15 protein-coding genes are annotated in these 15,447 nt (G+C 55.8%); 7 read left to right on the forward strand and 8 right to left on the reverse strand.

What is annotated here, in order from left to right; all coding sequences use genetic code 11:
• Window positions 1–620: 620 nt before the first annotated feature.
• The 3 genes from LZU96_RS21810 to uraH form a co-directional block, all read right to left on the reverse strand.
• Window positions 621–1,115 carry a glutathione peroxidase gene (locus LZU96_RS21810; RefSeq protein ID WP_233988677.1) on the reverse strand — a complete coding sequence of 165 codons (495 nt, stop codon included), beginning with the start codon at window positions 1,113–1,115 and terminating at the stop codon, window positions 621–623.
• Window positions 1,116–1,365: 250 nt separating this feature from the next.
• Window positions 1,366–1,857: a GlcG/HbpS family heme-binding protein gene (locus LZU96_RS21815; protein WP_233988678.1), complete on the reverse strand. Its 492-nt coding sequence runs from the start codon at window positions 1,855–1,857 to the stop codon at window positions 1,366–1,368.
• 6 nt (window positions 1,858–1,863) lie between these two features.
• Window positions 1,864–2,274, reverse strand: a complete 411-nt coding sequence (gene uraH / locus LZU96_RS21820) for a hydroxyisourate hydrolase (protein ID WP_233988679.1) — start codon at window positions 2,272–2,274, stop codon at window positions 1,864–1,866.
• A gap of 136 nt (window positions 2,275–2,410) precedes the next feature.
• Between uraH and hprR the strand changes: the two genes are divergently transcribed.
• Together hprR and LZU96_RS21830 are read left to right on the forward strand one after the other, a co-directional pair.
• On the forward strand, window positions 2,411–3,091 hold the full coding sequence (hprR, locus tag LZU96_RS21825; protein WP_233988680.1) for a response regulator transcription factor HprR: 681 nt from the start codon (window positions 2,411–2,413) through the stop codon (window positions 3,089–3,091).
• The gene (locus LZU96_RS21830; protein WP_233988681.1) at window positions 3,084–4,439 is read left to right on the forward strand and encodes a heavy metal sensor histidine kinase; all 1,356 of its coding nucleotides are present in this window, start codon (window positions 3,084–3,086) and stop codon (window positions 4,437–4,439) included. Before hprR ends, LZU96_RS21830 begins: the two co-directional genes overlap by 8 nt.
• A 207-nt stretch (window positions 4,440–4,646) precedes the next feature.
• On the opposite strand, the gene LZU96_RS21835 is transcribed toward LZU96_RS21830, so the two are convergent.
• Complete coding sequence (locus tag LZU96_RS21835) at window positions 4,647–4,940, reverse strand: DUF1330 domain-containing protein (protein ID WP_233988682.1); 294 nt, start codon at window positions 4,938–4,940, stop codon at window positions 4,647–4,649.
• A gap of 299 nt (window positions 4,941–5,239) precedes the next feature.
• Here LZU96_RS21835 and LZU96_RS21840 point away from each other — a divergent pair, with 299 nt between their 5' ends.
• The 5 genes from LZU96_RS21840 (at window position 5,240) to LZU96_RS21860 (ending at window position 10,703) form a co-directional block, all read left to right on the forward strand.
• Entirely contained in the window at window positions 5,240–6,145 is a 906-nt protein-coding gene (locus tag LZU96_RS21840; RefSeq protein ID WP_233988683.1) for a LysR family transcriptional regulator, read from the forward strand.
• Window positions 6,146–6,463: 318 nt separating this feature from the next.
• A complete protein-coding gene (locus LZU96_RS21845; protein ID WP_262287750.1) occupies window positions 6,464–6,715 on the forward strand; it encodes an AbrB/MazE/SpoVT family DNA-binding domain-containing protein in 252 nt (83 codons plus the stop codon).
• An 8-nt stretch (window positions 6,716–6,723) separates the two neighbouring features.
• On the forward strand, window positions 6,724–7,044 hold the full coding sequence (gene mazF / locus LZU96_RS21850; RefSeq protein ID WP_233988800.1) for an endoribonuclease MazF: 321 nt from the start codon (window positions 6,724–6,726) through the stop codon (window positions 7,042–7,044).
• Window positions 7,045–7,684: 640 nt separating this feature from the next.
• On the forward strand, window positions 7,685–8,944 hold the full coding sequence (locus LZU96_RS21855) for a sensor domain-containing diguanylate cyclase (RefSeq protein ID WP_233988685.1): 1,260 nt from the start codon (window positions 7,685–7,687) through the stop codon (window positions 8,942–8,944).
• Between the two features lie 298 nt (window positions 8,945–9,242).
• Window positions 9,243–10,703 (forward strand): MDR family MFS transporter, encoded by a 1,461-nt coding sequence (locus LZU96_RS21860; RefSeq protein ID WP_262287739.1) that lies wholly within the window; start codon window positions 9,243–9,245, stop codon window positions 10,701–10,703.
• 35 nt (window positions 10,704–10,738) lie between these two features.
• Here the strand turns inward: LZU96_RS21860 and LZU96_RS21865 are convergent, their stop codons facing one another.
• The 4 genes from LZU96_RS21865 to LZU96_RS21880 form a co-directional block, all read right to left on the reverse strand.
• Window positions 10,739–11,749 (reverse strand): Gfo/Idh/MocA family protein, encoded by a 1,011-nt coding sequence (locus LZU96_RS21865; protein WP_233988686.1) that lies wholly within the window; start codon window positions 11,747–11,749, stop codon window positions 10,739–10,741.
• A gap of 13 nt (window positions 11,750–11,762) precedes the next feature.
• On the reverse strand, window positions 11,763–12,590 hold the full coding sequence (locus LZU96_RS21870; RefSeq protein ID WP_233988687.1) for a TIM barrel protein: 828 nt from the start codon (window positions 12,588–12,590) through the stop codon (window positions 11,763–11,765).
• 135 nt (window positions 12,591–12,725) lie between these two features.
• A complete protein-coding gene (locus LZU96_RS21875; RefSeq protein WP_233988688.1) occupies window positions 12,726–14,168 on the reverse strand; it encodes a sugar porter family MFS transporter in 1,443 nt (480 codons plus the stop codon).
• A 360-nt stretch (window positions 14,169–14,528) separates the two neighbouring features.
• Window positions 14,529–15,431: a LysR family transcriptional regulator gene (locus LZU96_RS21880; protein WP_233988689.1), complete on the reverse strand. Its 903-nt coding sequence runs from the start codon at window positions 15,429–15,431 to the stop codon at window positions 14,529–14,531.
• Between the last annotated feature and the right edge of the window lie 16 nt (window positions 15,432–15,447).

The raw sequence follows: 15,447 nt of genomic DNA on the forward strand, positions 1-15,447 counted from the left end.
ATGGGTTCTTTCAAAATGTTGTCATATTTATTAACTTACAATACCAAATCTGTTGACTTTAATTTTCATAAAAGACGAATGTGAAGCATTAGGGTGTTAATTAACTCAAGATCACCTCATCTGGAATGGCTTTCAGCCCTGGTAATAAGAATTAAACGAAGAAGGGTGTGAATGACAAACCTGGCACACTGGCTGTAATGCCTGCCAGTTAAGGTTAAATTTACAAAGGCTGTCACGGTCAGAGGTGGCCGCTTTTTTTCTGGGCGGGCTTGCCGCCGCAGTGCGGGCCTGAGCACCTCTGCTGCACGAGGACCGCCAGCCCCTGCGCGGCCCCAGACTGCGTTATCAGCGGTCGCTTTACTGACCAGCATCAGGCACACAGGCAGTCGATGCCCGCTAAGAAAATAGCCTGCGCAGCTCAGCGCATAGGGAATGCATGAATAGCGTTATGTCCTGATGCTTATGTGAAGGCCGGTTCTACTATCATCTGTCCACGGCGCTACGGGATATCATGTTGCGCAAGTTCCAGGCGAGCAAAATCGGCGTTGAGCAGAGTACAAACGTTAACCCACTCGCACATCAGGTGGTCAGACGCGCTTTACCGATCTGAATGTTGCAGATTAAAGCGGGGCATCAGTTTCAAGTGCAGCAAGGATTGCGTCCTCCATTTTCTCCGGGGTGGAGATCGGTGCAAACCGCCTGAGCGGTTGACCGTTGCGTCCAATCAGGAATTTAGTGAAGTTCCACTTGATCCGCCCGCCCAGCACGCCGGGTAATGCCTCTTTCAGATAACGAAACAGCGGATGCGCTGCGGCACCGTTGACCTCCACTTTCCCGAACATCGGGAAGCTCACACCGTAGTTGACGTGGCAGGTCTGCGCGATCTCGTCCGCTCCACCGGGTTCCTGCTTACCGAACTGGTTGCAGGGAAACCCAAGCACTACCAGACCTCGATCCGCGTATTTCTTATAAAGCGTCTCCAGACCGGCATATTGTGGCGTGAATCCACACTGGCTGGCGGTATTCACCACCAGCACCACCTTGCCAGCGTAGTCGGCCATAGAGATGGGCTGGCCACGCAGGCTGGTGGCAGTAAGCTGATGAAAGGGCGTCATGGTGGCATCCTCAGTGTAAAACCGGTTTAACGCTGGCCTCGCGACGCCGTGCCGGGCTGCATAAACAGACGGCGTGTAGCCTAATAAGCCGGTGCGAAAGAGTGACTTCAAACAGTCATTCAGGTGTGGTGCGATCAGTTCACTATTATGGGGGAAAGGTCCGCGTATTGCACAAAGCAGAGATTCTGACTGCGGCTTATTGATCAAAACAGCGCGGGGAGACAGTTTCCTCCCCGCGCTTTAATCCTCTTTACTGTTGCTTGCTGTTACCCAGCACTTTGTGAATCGCTTCGGTGCCGCATTGATCGTCAGACTCCGCGCCGCCGGTGCCTGCCATGCCAACAGCCCCGATCCACTGACCGCGATATTGCACCGGTACGCCGCCGCCAAGCAGCAGCAGATCATTAACCGTGTTCAGGTTGACGCTTTCCGGTGAGGATTGCGCCTTAATGGCAAGTTGTCTGGTCGGGGTTTTGGTGGAGAGCGCGGTAAACGCTTTACGCCAGGCCGCCTGGGTATTGTGAGGCCCCACGTTATCATCCCGCATCAGCGTGACCAGATTTCCGCCACGATCCACCACCGCCACCACACCCTGACGATTCATACTATGGCAGGCAGACAGGGCCTCGGTGGCCAGTTGGTTGCTCAGCGCCTGGGTCATGTCATAAACGGTGGCTGGCTCAGCAGCGAGTGCCACGGCAGGTCCGGTTGTCAGCATCAATGCCAGCAGTAAACGTTTCATCTATTTTCAGCTCCCGCGATAGGTGGAATAACCGTACTGGCTCAGCAGCAACGGAATGTGATAGGGGGTAGTGGTATCGGTGATATGAAATTCCACCGGGATTTCCGGGAAGAAACTCTGCTGTTGGTGTGCCGCGAAATAGTGACCGGTTTTAAAAATCACCCGATAGTCGCCCGCTGCAAACGGCCTGGCTGGCCAAAGGGCATTGATACGGCCCTGCTGATCGGTACTGGCGCTATTCAGCACTTTCCAGCTCTCTCCCTGTTTCTGCTCCAGCATCACCTCAACCTCTGCGGCCGGCAGCCCGGTTTGCTGGTTCAGCACGTGAACGCTCAGCGGATTTTTACTGGCAGCGAAGGTGACTGCGGGAACGGCAAGCAGCGCGGCGAGGGCCAGGGCAGTGAGTCTCTTTTTCATTTTTTAATACTCCGGTGTTAATCACCCGGCTGTTATACCCGCACGGTGCTTCCTTCTGCCTGTCAGGAAGATGACCATATTGTCATCTGGCGCTGAAACGCTGGGGCGGTCATAAATTTCATGGCAAACTGCGCCGATGAAACTATTACTGATCGAAGATAATCAGAAGGCCAGCGCCTGGGTGCGAAAGGGGCTGGAGGAAGCGGGCTATATCGTGGATTACGCCGCAGACGGGCGGGATGGCCTGCACCTTGGGCTGTCGCATCCTTATAGCCTGGTGATACTGGATATTATGCTACCAGGTATGGATGGGTGGCAGGTGCTGAAAACCCTGCGTACCGCCAGTCAAATTCCGGTTATCTGTCTGACCGCCAGAGATTCCGTCGAGGACCGGGTAAAAGGGCTGGAACTGGGTGCCAATGATTACCTGGTCAAGCCATTTTCCTTTGCTGAGCTGCTGGCTCGGGTAAGGAATCAGCTTCGGCAGCAGCAACCGCACAGTAGCGTGCTGCGGGTAGGCGATCTGGTTATGGACTCCGCCCGTTTTCAGGTTATACGTGACGGTGTCACTCTGACGCTGACGCGCAAAGAGTTTATGCTGTTATGGCTGCTCGCCAGCCGTCACGGTGAGATTCTGCCGCGCACGCTGCTGGCCAGCGAGATCTGGGGCGTTAATTTCGACAGTGAAACCAACATCGTCGATGTCGCTATCCGCCGCCTGCGGCGTAAAGTTGACGATCCCTTTCCTCAGAAACTGATTACCACGGTAAGGGGCATGGGATATTGCCTGTCAGAGAAGGCGGTCGACGGTGTATAGCCCTTCTCTGACGCTGCGGCTGACGGTGATTTTTACGCTGATCATGGCGATGGCCTGCGGCGGCATCAGTCTGATCCTCTATAACGCCTTACGCAGCGAATTAGTCTGGCGCGACGATCAAACGCTGATTAACCGGGCGGCGCAGTTAAGGCAGTTGCTGGAAGATGGCGCCCATCCCAGTTCGCTGCCGCTCTACTTCAATCGGATGGTCGATGTTCGTCAGGACATTCTCAGTATTCGATCGCAGCATGAACAGAACGTCAGCATTAATCATACCGGCGTGACGTTGCCTGTGCTCTCTCCGACGCCGGTCGACAGCCCGCCCAATGCGAAACAACTGCACCGCTGGACCAGTGCGGACAATACCGAAGCGTCGGCGTTAAGCCTGCAGGCAAACTCATCGCTCGGGCCGGTCACCATTACGCTTGCGCGGGTCGCGCGGGAGCGAGCGCTGATGCTGGAGCGTTATCGCCAGCAAAGTATTCTGGTTTCCCTGGCGGCCATTTTGCTGTGCGCCGCCGTCAGCCCGCTGCTGATTCGCAGAGGGCTGCGGGCGATAGGGCGGTTAAGTCAGATCGTGGCAGAAACGGCTAGCGACCGGTTAAATCAGCCGGTGCCGCTTCAGGCGATCCCGCAGGAGCTGCTGCCGATTGGCAACGCGCTTAACGCGATGCGCCAGCGCTTATCGACGGACTTTATCCGTCTGACTCAGTTTGCCGACGATCTGGCTCACGAAATCCGCACGCCGATTAATGTATTGCTCGGCCAGAATCAGGTCGCGCTGGGGCATCAACGGTCCGCCGCTGAATACCAGACGCTGCTTGAAGGCAACATTGAAGAGCTGGAGAGCCTGTCGCGGCTGACTGAAAACATTCTTTTTCTGGCGCGTGCGACGCACCACAATATCAGACTCAATAAACAGGACTTCCCGCTGCATGATGCGCTGGAAGCGCTGATCGACTTTCTTGAACCGGTTGCGGAAGAGCAGGAGAAGGTTATTGAGCTCAACGCCACGGGGAATCTCAGCGCGGATAAAATGCTGTTCCAGCGTGCAATCAGTAATCTGCTGATCAACGCCATACGCTACTCGCCGGAGAAAGGCGTGATTCGGGTCAGCACGTCCCATCAGACTGGCTACGTTGAGATTGAGGTATCGAACGTCGGTGACGAGCTTGCGGAGCCAGAAAAGTTATTCGAACGATTCTGGCGCGGCGATAACGTCCGCCACACCGCCGGCAGCGGGCTGGGACTCTCATTAGTGCGCGCAATCGCCGCCTTACACGGCGGCACGGCTTACTACCGGCACGAGCAGGGAGCCAATATTTTTGGCCTTCGCCTGCCTTCCTGACCAACAGCGTCTGCGTATAGCCCCCAGTTCGAAACGAAGAATCGGTGGCGCTGTCAGCGCATCAGGGCAGCGGGCCGGGCTGTGAAATCAAGGTGATGCCCGGCGCTGACATCAGGTGCGCCGGGATACCTTCAGCCCTTTTTCAGCCCAGACGCCGGACCTGGTGAGTTGAGGGCGTTGCCCTGCGATGAGGTCCGCAAAGTTTCTCTAAAGGCCAGCCCCCTCAACCAGCACGAAAGTTCCGGTTGCCGCACCTGCGCGTAATAACCGGGCTGCCTGATAACCCGGGCTTTGGTAAAAACGCCTGGCTTCGGCAAAAGAAGCGAACTCAAAAACCACATGTCGTTCATGAGACTCTCCTTCCAGATTTTCATACTGCCCGGACCAGGCGATGATCTTTGGATCAAAGTCCTGCATGGCTTCACCGGCAGCGCGGGCATATTCGGCATAGGCAACCGGGTCCGACACCGTGACGTGTGCAATTAAATAACCTTTATTCATTTCTCTTTCTCCTGGGTCAGAATTGTTTCAGGCAGGTGTGAGCCTGCACAGAAACAGGGGGACAGACGGTAAACAGAGTGCTGAATCAGAAGCCTGGAAGATTCAGGGTAAGCTGACGACTGCGTTTTTAACGGGTATTCCTGGTCAGTGCATTTGCGGTTGGATGCGCTGTCGCGCGTGATGGCTGACCGCCGGGTTAATCAGCCTGGCGGGATGCGCGGTGTGAAAAGAGTTTATTAACTCTTAACAGGGTGATAAATAACCCTATAAATAACGCACTGTTACTCTGAGGGAAAACAATGAAAAATCTGGAGGCCCTGGTCATCTTTGCGCGGGTAGCGGAAATGAAGAGCTTTACGCAGGCGGCAGAAAGTCTGGGGATTCAGAAAGGACGGGCTTCATTGGTGGTTCGTGAACTCGAACAGGAAATTGGCGCGACGCTCTTGCACCGCACAACGCGAACGGTGCAGCTGACTGAGGATGGCCGGGCTTTTTATACGCGTGCCTGCGACCTGCTTTCAGACGCAGAAGAATTACACTCAATGTTCTCGCATGGCGAGAGGTCACTACGGGGACGGATACGCATCGATATGCCCGCGGTGCTGGCGCAAAGTGTGATCCTTCCCGCGCTGCCGCCGTTGCTGGCAGCACATCCGGAACTGGAGATCGAGCTTTCCAGTACCGATCGCCGGGTCGATCTGGTTCAGGAAGGATTTGATGCGGTAATTCGCCTGGGACCGGTCGTTGATGAGACGCTAATTGCCCGGCCACTGGGTCAGCTGCGCATGATCAACGCAGCCAGTCCGGACTATCTGGCGCGCGTCGGCGTGCCACACTCGATTGACGATCTGCTGAATCAGGGACACAGAATGGTGCATTACACGCCAGTTTTTGGTGCTAAGCCGGAGGGATGGGAGTATCCGGCGGGTGAGGGCTACACATCGCTGATGCTGCCCGGTGCCATGCGGGTCAATAGCGTACCGGCTTATCATGAAGCCGGGATTGCGGGTCTGGGCTTAATCCAGGGCGGTTATTCCACGCTCGCGCCCGATATCCAGCGCGGTGCGCTGGTTGAGATCCTTCCCGATCTGCGCCCCAGGCCGCTCAACGCCTTTTTTGTCGTTGCGCACCGGCGAAATTTATCGCGCCGCGTCAGGGCATTTATGCATTGGACTGAAGAGATTTTAAAACCTTATTTTGACTGATCCCACAGTGATCCCCGCGACAGGAAAGAGGATGCGATCGGTCTGTTTCGGGGACAGCGCGGGCGTAGTCAGCATAGGCATACCGTATTCAGGCTGCTACGTTCAACGCATCTGTTGAATTTTACATCTGTCAGAAAACAGCAAGGGCATCGCCTGCTCGCTGAAAGGCATACAATTTTACCGCGAAGGCGGCGTAGCAACCCTGGATGACTTCAATCAGTTGGGCGATACCGGGCACGAATTTGCCTGATGGTTACCCGTTGTTGATACCTTGTTTGCCTCTTACTAGTTTATACACAGTATAACTTTCGAGGATAAATTGATGGCTATCGCAACCGTGAAAAATGGGGCAACAGCCCGGCTATCCGGTTAACTGCAGATGTCATGCGCGCGGCTAATCTCAACGTTGACGACCGTGTTGAAATCACGGTAGTTGAGGGACAACTCACTGTTCGGCCGGTTAAGAAACGCCCAACACTCGCGGAATTAGTTGCACGAATCACGCCGGAGAATATGCACGACGCTGTCGAATGGCGCGCGCCGGTTGGAAAGGAAATTAACGAAGGGTAAAGCGCTATATTCCTGCCGCTGGTGATTTAATCTGGCTTGATGTTGACCCGCAAGCAGGACACGAACAGGCGGGACATAGACCCGCCGTCGTTCTGAGCAGCATAAGTTACAATGCAACCGGTGTTTTAATCTGTGTGCCTGTTACAACGAAACTTAAAGGCTATCCGTTCGAGGTTGAGCTTGTTGGTGATGTAAGAAGCGCTGCACTGGCCGATCAAGTCTGTCATAAGGACTGGAAAGCGCCTGGTGCAAAGTTTATCCGTAAGGTTGAACCTGACGAACTCGAAGAGATCCGCGAACTGGCGCAAATCCTGATAAGCACAAATTAAGCTTCTGCCTGAATAAATTCGCTACGGCGGGATTTTTATGAGTCAGCTGTGAATACGCTGTAATGGTCTGTAGAAACCGACTTCCTCATTCCAATCCTATACGCCTCATCCCGCTACGCAGCACAAGCCGAAATAGGTAGATTTGCCTGTTTGTCGGCAAAAAAACAGCCAATCGCCTGTTTATTAAAGTTTATTAATGGTTAGAACTGTGGCTGCTAGTCGCAGGCCCTGACGGGACAACCTTATAACCGGTATAGAGGGTTCTTCATTCAGCACGTTCAGCGCAACAGGCATAGCAGCCCCGTTTTGCATTATCTATCCGGACATAACTTATCAACGGATCGGTAAAGAACAGGCCGGTCAGTTTTTCAGCTTAGGGCTGATTAAAGATCAGGAGCAGATCAGCCGATAAACACCGATGATTCCTGCTGATCCTTAATGTCGTCACAGATGATTTTCCGCACCGTCCGGCTGGCAACCTGGCATCGCCGTAACGGCTGAAGCCATTGCTTATGACTGCTATTCGTCTGACCGAACCCCTTAGCGAAGCCTCTTCATGGCGGGCGGGGCGATCCTGTCGTCTGCAACGATCAGTTCTACGCTTGTTTAGTCACGTCAGCCAACAACGGAGCCGACCACCATGAACACCGTGATCAAACCTGATTTCTCCGCTGTCTGGTCCACGGATGCCCAGGGCATCTGCATCGCCAGTCAGGAAAGCCCGACTGGCCTGCTGCCCGCACTGAAAGGCGTCACGCTGAGTGCATGGCTGAGACTCGCCCAGGCGGATGATGATGCCAGGATCGCGCTGCAACTGACTTCGGCGCTGGAAGGCGTGAAACCTTTTCACATTGAAGTGCCGATCCACTGTCTGGACGGGACAACACGGCATGTGGTGGTGTCAGGATTGCCGGGCGGCCAGTCACCGGCTTCATGCCTGCAGTATAACGGTTTCATTCTGGATATCAGCGCACAGCGCAAAGCGCTGGCGGAGGCGATGCGTACCGCAGCGGAATACCGGCTGTTGATTGAAAACAGCACTGACCTGATCGCGCATTGCGACAACGAAGGCAGGTACGTTTCGATCTCGCCCTCTTACAGTGAAATGATCGGCTGGTCAGCCGATGAGATCATCGGGCAGCGGGTGGTGGATTATCTGCATCCGGATGACCGCGCATCCGCGACAGAAGAACTGGTGCGTCTCTTCAACGGAGGAACGCTGCCGGATGTGGTTGAGGTACGCAAACTGCATCGCGACGGCCACTACATTACGCTTGGCACCAGGGCGTGCGGCGTCAGCGATCCCGCCACCGGCCGTAACCTTGGTGCCGTACTGGTTTCGCGCGACATCACACGCGACAAAGAGAGGATCCGCAAACTTGAAAAGCTGGCGACTCGCGACGCACTGACCGGCTTACCTAACCGGGCCTGGATCAACGACCAGGTGGGCTGCATGCTGGCGCAGGACGACGATCTGGCTTATACCGCAGTGCTGTTTATTGATCTGAATGGCTTCAAGGCGGTGAATGATTCTCTCGGCCATGCTACCGGCGATGCCTTGCTGCAGCAGGTCAGCGAACGGCTGCAACACTGCATGTGTCCGGGCGACTCGGTGGCCCGGCTGGGCGGCGATGAATTTTTAGTGGCAGCGAAGTGCAGCAGCAGAGAAACAGCGTCAGCCATCGCGCAGCGCATTCTGGAGAGCCTGAATAAACCCTTTGCGATCAACAGCAGGGATCTCCGCATCGGGGCGTCAATTGGCATCAGCCTCGCCCGGTTCGGAACCGCATCGGCCAAAGTGTTAGTTGAACAGGCCGATAGGGCGATGTACCAGGCGAAAGCGCGCCGTGATGGATCATACCGGTTTTTTGAGCCGGAAACGCTGCCGTCACAGGAATAGCCCGCTTTGCCTTCAGCCCTTATTAGCGACAGTTCGCCCGTCATGTCCGTTTTTAGCCTCTCTCCTGTCCTCACCGCCAGCTCTGTCGCCGCCGCCTGAAATCAGCCGAAGTGAAAACAGAGCATCAAAACAGCCTCCGGATTATGATACTTACCGGCTGTCGGCGCCATCTTGCGCGTGTCGCTCAGCAACGGTAACCTGGTTGCCGTGTAATTATCTTCAAAACAACAGGATAGCGTGAATTTTGCTTGAGAAAATCTCTGAACTGAAGGATCAGCCTAACGGGAACGCGCCCCCGGTGCGGTTATTATTCAGCGCGCTGCTGCTGGTGATGTTGCTGGCGGCGCTGGATCAGACCATTGTTTCCACGGCACTGCCGACCATCACCGGCGAACTGGGTGGACTGGATCGGCTGTCATGGATCGTCACCGCCTATACCTTGTCATCGACCATTGTGGTGCCGCTGTACGGTAAATTCGGCGATCTGTTTGGTCGCAAGCGGGTGTTGCAGATTGCGATCGTGCTGTTTCTGCTGGGTTCCGCGCTGTGTGGCCTGGCGCAGAATATGACGCAACTGGTGCTGACCCGCGCCCTTCAGGGGCTGGGCGGCGGCGGGCTGATGGTGGTCAGTATGGCGGCGGTGGCCGATGTGATCCCCCCGGCCGAGCGCGGAAAATATCAGGGCCTGTTCGGCGGCGTCTTCGGGCTGGCGACGGTGCTGGGTCCGCTGCTGGGCGGCGCGATTGTGCAGCATGTCTCCTGGCGCTGGATCTTCTATATTAATCTGCCGCTGGGGCTGTTCGCCCTGCTGGTGATTGGCATCGTTTTCAATGCTGGCGGCAAACGTACCCGGCATGAAATTGATTATCCGGGCGCGGTCTTCCTGAGCATGGCGCTGGTCGGCATCACCCTGTTTACCAGTGAAGGCGGCACCATCCGGCCGTGGTCCGACCCGCAACTGTGGTGCATTCTGGCGTTGGGCCTGATCGGCTGTATCGGCTTCATTTATGAAGAACGACGGGCGTGGGAACCGATTATTCCGCTGTCGCTGTTTCGCAATCGCAGCTTTGTACTGAGCAGTCTGATCGGCTTCATTATTGGCATGTCACTGTTTGGCAGCGTCACCTTTTTGCCGCTCTATCTGCAGGTGGTGAAAGGATCGACCCCAACCGAAGCCGGTCTGCAACTGCTGCCGCTGATGGGCGGCTTGCTGACCACCTCGATTATCAGCGGCCGCATCATCAGCAAAACCGGCCGCTATCGCCTGTTCCCGATCGTCGGCACTTTGCTGGCTACCGTCGGGCTGGCGCTGATGGCCACGATTACGATTACGTCGCCGCTTTGGCAGTTGCAGTTGTTCAGCGCCGTGCTGGGAATGGGGCTGGGGATGGTGATGCAGATTCTGGTGCTGGTGGTGCAGAACAGCATTGAACCGGCGATGACCGGCGTTGCCACCTCATCGGTAACGCTGTTTCGCTCGATTGGCGGCTCGATTGGCGTGGCGCTGTTTGGCACCATTTTCAGCCAGGTGCTGAAATCGCAGCTGGAAACGCTGATACCGGCCGGAACCGTCCTGTCGCCGGCGATCTCACCCGCGGCGCTGAATCAGCTGCCGGTCGATATCCGTCACGATTATTTGCAGGCGTTTGGTGCGGCGATTCACGCGGCGTTTTTGATGGCGGCCTGCGTCATGGTGCTGGCCTTTATCCTGTCGCTGCTGATGCGTGAAGAACCGCTGATTAAAAGAAAACAGGGCTGAGGAGTTGCACGGCGCAGCCCGCCGTGCAGCGTTTTTTAGCGATAGAAGGCCGGTTTTGCCGCCATCTTAACCGGCACGATATCACCAGAGTTTTGGGCGGCGACGCAGGCATCAGCCGCCACCGCCGCGGCATAGCCATCCCAGGCTGAGGGACCGCTCATCTCGCCCGAGATCACGTTATTAATGAATGCCTGCAGCTCGACGTCATAGGCGTCGATAAAGCGCTTCTTCCAGTCGGTCAGGATGGTGGTCGAGAGTTTCGCCGCGCTGCGCAGCTGCACCGACATCGGTTCAGGCAGACGGGCAATACCGCTTTCACCCACCACCTCACACTGAATGTCGTAGCCATATTCACAGTTCACGAAAATTTCGACGTCGATACGCGCGCCTTTGGTGGTTTCCAGCAGCACGATTTGCGGATCGCGCAGGTGTGACGAAGCCTTACGGGTTTTGCGCGGGAAGATCACCTGCACGCTGGCATAATCATCGTTCAGCAGCCAGCGCAGCACATCCAGTTCGTGGATTAGCGTGTCGGTGATCGCCATATCGGTGGTGTAGCTGTCGCCGACTTCCGGGTTACGGTGCGCGCAGTGCAGCATCAGCGGTTCGCCAATCTCACCGCTGTCGATCACCGCTTTCAGCGCCCGATAGCCGCTGTCATAGGGCCGCATAAATCCGACCTGCACCAACTGGCGACCGGCTTTGATCTCCGCCTCAACGATGTTCATACAGCCTTCGGCGGTGACCGCCAGCGGCTTCTCACAGAAGACCGCTTTGCCCGCTTCGATCGCCGCCAGCACAAAGGCTTCGTGCGTCGGACCCCAGGAGGTCACCAGCACCGCATTGACCTGCGGATCGTTGATCAGGTCAATGGCATTGTCATAGATACGTGCTTCCGGAGTGAGCTGATCGACAATCTGCTGGCAGTTTTCACGATTGATGTCGTTAAGCGCCACCACGCGCGCATTCTGTAATACCGTGCTGCAGCGACGGATGTGTTCGCGGCCGATAGCGCCGGTGCCGATTACGCCAATATTGATAGTCATGATGCTTCCTTAATCAGGCTGAATGGTTCAGCAGGTGAATGCTGTTACGAATTTCGCGGGCGATCTCTTCTTCCTGCCAGTTATTCATCACCGATGAGAACGGCTCGAACGCATAAAGGCCGGTGTAGCCTCTCTTTTCCAGTTGCTCAACCTGCTGCTTGCTGCGTAAGCGGTCGTCAGCGCTGAGCATGATGCGTTCTTCGTCGGTGAGCTGGGCGACCGGACGCGGATCGGTGACGCCAGAGAGATGAACCAGTCCGATCTGCTGCACATCAACGCCCTGTTCGAACTCTTTTTCCGCATCCTCATAGAGATGATGATGAAAGGTATCAATCAGCAGCCGGAACGGGACACCTGCTTCTTTGATCAGCGTCTGCGCCAGTGCTGCCGAGCGCAGCGAACTTTGCGGAAAACCTAACGGCTCAACCAGCCCCTGAATGCCATAGTCGGCGAACAGCGGGGCCAGAGTTTGCAGCGCCGTCACGGTCTCCGCCGCGCTGATCGGCGTGCCGTCATTAAGAGGACAAAGCACCAGAGAGGCTGCGCCGACGGCCTGAGCATCGCTCAGCAACTGGCGGGTGCGTTGTAGCAGATCCTCGCTGAGCTGGTTGAAGGGGTAAACCGCGTTGATCGTGACAATTTCAATGCCGGACTGACGTGCCAGCGCGTTAACCTCTTCACCGGTCAGATCGTCGGTCACGCGCCCGCTTTTCATGTCGTTGCGCAGTTCAACTTTATTCAGACCCAGCTGCGTCACCAGATTAAAAAAGCGTTCAATGCTCAGATTGGGGGCAATTTTGCGATTAACACAAAAGCGCGAGGTTGCAATAGATAAGGTCATAGCGATTTCCTGAAAGTCATGTGTGCGTGATAATTGGGTGAACAGCCATCGGTTATTCACCCGTTAAACGTCGATATAGCCTTTCTTTCCGTCATCAGGCGAAAGTGATATCTCTGCGTGCTCCATGCGGCGGCATTATTTTTTGCCGTTATAAAGCGCGTAGAAATAGTGCTCTACCTGCTCAAGACTTCTTCCTTTGGTTTCAGGAATAAACTTCAGAACAAAAAGGGAACCGCCGATACCGATGAGGGCAAATATCAGGAATGCGCCGGACAGGCCAAAGGCGGCTAATAACAGCGGGAAAGCCATCGAAATCGCGAAATTGGCAATCCACAGTGAAAACACCGCGCCGCCCATGCAGATGCCGCGCATCCTGGCCGGGAAGATCTCCGACAGCAGCAGCCAGGTCACCGGCGATAAAGCTCCTTGCTGAAAGCAGAGAAACATCAGCATTCCCGCCAGCACCAGCCAGGCGCGCAGCAGGTTAACGGCACCGTGCTGATATTCCGGCATCAGCCAGCAGATCAGCCCGATAAAGAACAGGCAGCAGGTACAGCCCATCTGACCAATCAATACCAGCGGACGACGGCCCGCTTTGCCGATCAGCCAGATACCGACCAGGGTCATCACCACCGAAATCACGCCGTTCGCAATGGTGGCAAACAGGGCGGCATCGTTGCTGAGTCCGGCAGCGGTCAGCATGGTCGGCGCGTAATACATAATGGTATTGACGCCGGTCAGCTGCTGAATCGCGGCAATCCCGATGCCGAGCAGGAATATTTTCATCAGCCACGGCGTTGCCAAATCGCGCAGCCGGCCTTTTCCCCGCTGACGGTTCTCTTCAATCGTCTCTTCAATCTCTTCGAGTTCCCACTCCACATCCTCAGCGGCGCGGGTTTTCTCTAATACTTCGCGGGCCGCCTGGCTGCGGCCTTTCATCACGTGCCAGCGCGGGGTTTCCGGCATAAATATCATGCCGATCCACAACAGAATGGCGGGCACAATCGACAACGCCAGCATCCAGCGCCAGGTATTTTCACCGCCCCAGATATCGTTGAAGGTGGCGTTAGAGATGTAGGCCAGCAGTTGTCCGCTGACGATCATCAGCTCCTGTAAGGTCACCAGCTGGCCGCGCTTGTTGGCTGGCGCGATCTCTGCGATGTAAACCGGCACCGTGGCCGCTGCACCGCCTACTGCGAAGCCAAGGAACAGGCGTGAGGCGATCATCCATTCCACGTCCGGGGCGATAGCCGATCCCACTGCACCCAGGGCGAAAATCAGCGCCAGCGCGATAATAATGCGTCGGCGTCCAAGGCCATCTGCCAGATGACCGGCGGCCAGCGCACCAAACGCCGCACCAAACAGCAGCGAACTGGTCACCAGTCCGGTGGTCAGGGGAGTGAGATGAAGATCGCCCCGCATAAACAGCAGTGCGCCGGAGACCACGCCGGTATCGTAGCCAAACAGTAATCCGCCCAGCGTCGCCACCAGCGCAATAATCTTCACAAACGGCTCGGTGCGGGTGGCGCTATTCGGGCCGGATGCCGGGTTCGACGAGATATACAGTTCTTTTTCCATGAAAACTCCAGGTAAAAACAGGCCAGGTCAAACGTCAGAATAGAAGGAGCTTTCACCCTACTGATATTTATATTTCGGGTTAAATTATATTTGGAACTTTGTTTTCATTTTGTGAGCTCAAGCCTTCTGGCTATTTTATTTTGATGGGATTCCATCAGTCGCTGAATAACTTCATTGAATTTACGCCATTTATTTCACGGAGGCATAAAGAGTGGCGGCAAAAAATAAAGTGGAGAAGGGGGGCTGAAAAGAGAATGGAATTGTCTTAATGGCAAGTAAATAGCATCAGGATGAAATAAACATCCCGAATGCTGAGAAAAAAATTAATAACCGGGCGACAGAATACCCGGCGGCGTCAGCTTAGCGGATCACCAGCCCGCTCAGGGCAGAGAGCAGGGCATCGACTTTCGGCAGGAACTGTTTGCGACGGGGCCACACTACGCTCAGCGTCAGCCCGTCGGGTTGAAGCTGAGGAAGAATAATCTCCAGCTCCCCGGCAGCCACCGCATGGCGAATCAGCCACGAAGGCATTTGCGCCACGCCAAGACCGGTTGTAACCGCCTGCATCTGTGCATCCACATCGCCTAAGGCCATCCGAAATGGCACATCCCGCCAGTTTGGCTGCCCATCTTCTGTGGTAAACAGCCAGGGTTTTATGGAGCCGTCGACGCGTTCATAGAGGATGGCGCGGTGATTCAGCAGCTCTGTTTCGTTATGCGGCCGGCCTTCACGATCCAGATAAGCAGGCGCGGCGCAGAACAGCATCTGCTCACGGCCCATATTACGCCAGCCGAGTGAAGCAGGCAGATCGGGCGCACCGCCAATCCGTACCGCCACATCAACCCCTTCATCAAACAGGTCGATGAAGCGGTCGGAGAAACTCAGGCTGAGCGCCAGTTCCGGATGCTGCTGACAGAACGGCATCAGCAATGGCATCACGTTCAGCCGGCCATAGGTGTTCGGCACCGCCAGCCGTAACCGTCCGGAGGGAATGGTGCGCTGCGCCGCCAGCACCGCCTCGGTTTCGGCAAGATCCTCCAGAATACGCAGGCAGGTCTGGTAGTAGGCGCTGCCGGCATCGGTCAGTTGCAGGCTGCGGGTAGTGCGCTCCAGCAATCGGGAGCCTAATCTTATTTCAAGCCGGCTGACACTTTTGCTCACCGCCGAGCCGGTGACATGCAGTCGCTCCGCGGCAGCGGTAAAGCTGCCGCACTCCACGCTGGCAACAAAAGGCAGGATATCTTTGAGGCGCTGATCGTGCATCGATTAATGAACTCAG

The organism is Pantoea agglomerans, assembly GCF_021397715.1.
Taxonomy (GTDB): Bacteria; Pseudomonadota; Gammaproteobacteria; order Enterobacterales; family Enterobacteriaceae; genus Pantoea; species Pantoea astica.

Bases quoted from the DNA above. Each gene is read 5' to 3' on its own strand.
- LZU96_RS21810 (WP_233988677.1), bottom strand. From the start codon at position 1,115: ATGACGCCCTTTCATCAGCTTACTGCCACCAGCCTGCGTGGCCAGCCC.
- LZU96_RS21815 (WP_233988678.1), bottom strand. From the start codon at position 1,857: ATGAAACGTTTACTGCTGGCATTGATGCTGACAACCGGACCTGCCGTG.
- uraH (WP_233988679.1), bottom strand. From the start codon at position 2,274: ATGAAAAAGAGACTCACTGCCCTGGCCCTCGCCGCGCTGCTTGCCGTT.
- hprR (WP_233988680.1), top strand. From the start codon at position 2,411: ATGAAACTATTACTGATCGAAGATAATCAGAAGGCCAGCGCCTGGGTG.
- LZU96_RS21835 (WP_233988682.1), bottom strand. From the start codon at position 4,940: ATGAATAAAGGTTATTTAATTGCACACGTCACGGTGTCGGACCCGGTT.
- LZU96_RS21840 (WP_233988683.1), top strand. From the start codon at position 5,240: ATGAAAAATCTGGAGGCCCTGGTCATCTTTGCGCGGGTAGCGGAAATG.
- LZU96_RS21855 (WP_233988685.1), top strand. From the start codon at position 7,685: ATGAACACCGTGATCAAACCTGATTTCTCCGCTGTCTGGTCCACGGAT.
- LZU96_RS21865 (WP_233988686.1), bottom strand. From the start codon at position 11,749: ATGACTATCAATATTGGCGTAATCGGCACCGGCGCTATCGGCCGCGAA.
- LZU96_RS21870 (WP_233988687.1), bottom strand. From the start codon at position 12,590: ATGACCTTATCTATTGCAACCTCGCGCTTTTGTGTTAATCGCAAAATT.
- LZU96_RS21875 (WP_233988688.1), bottom strand. From the start codon at position 14,168: ATGGAAAAAGAACTGTATATCTCGTCGAACCCGGCATCCGGCCCGAAT.
- LZU96_RS21880 (WP_233988689.1), bottom strand. From the start codon at position 15,431: ATGCACGATCAGCGCCTCAAAGATATCCTGCCTTTTGTTGCCAGCGTG.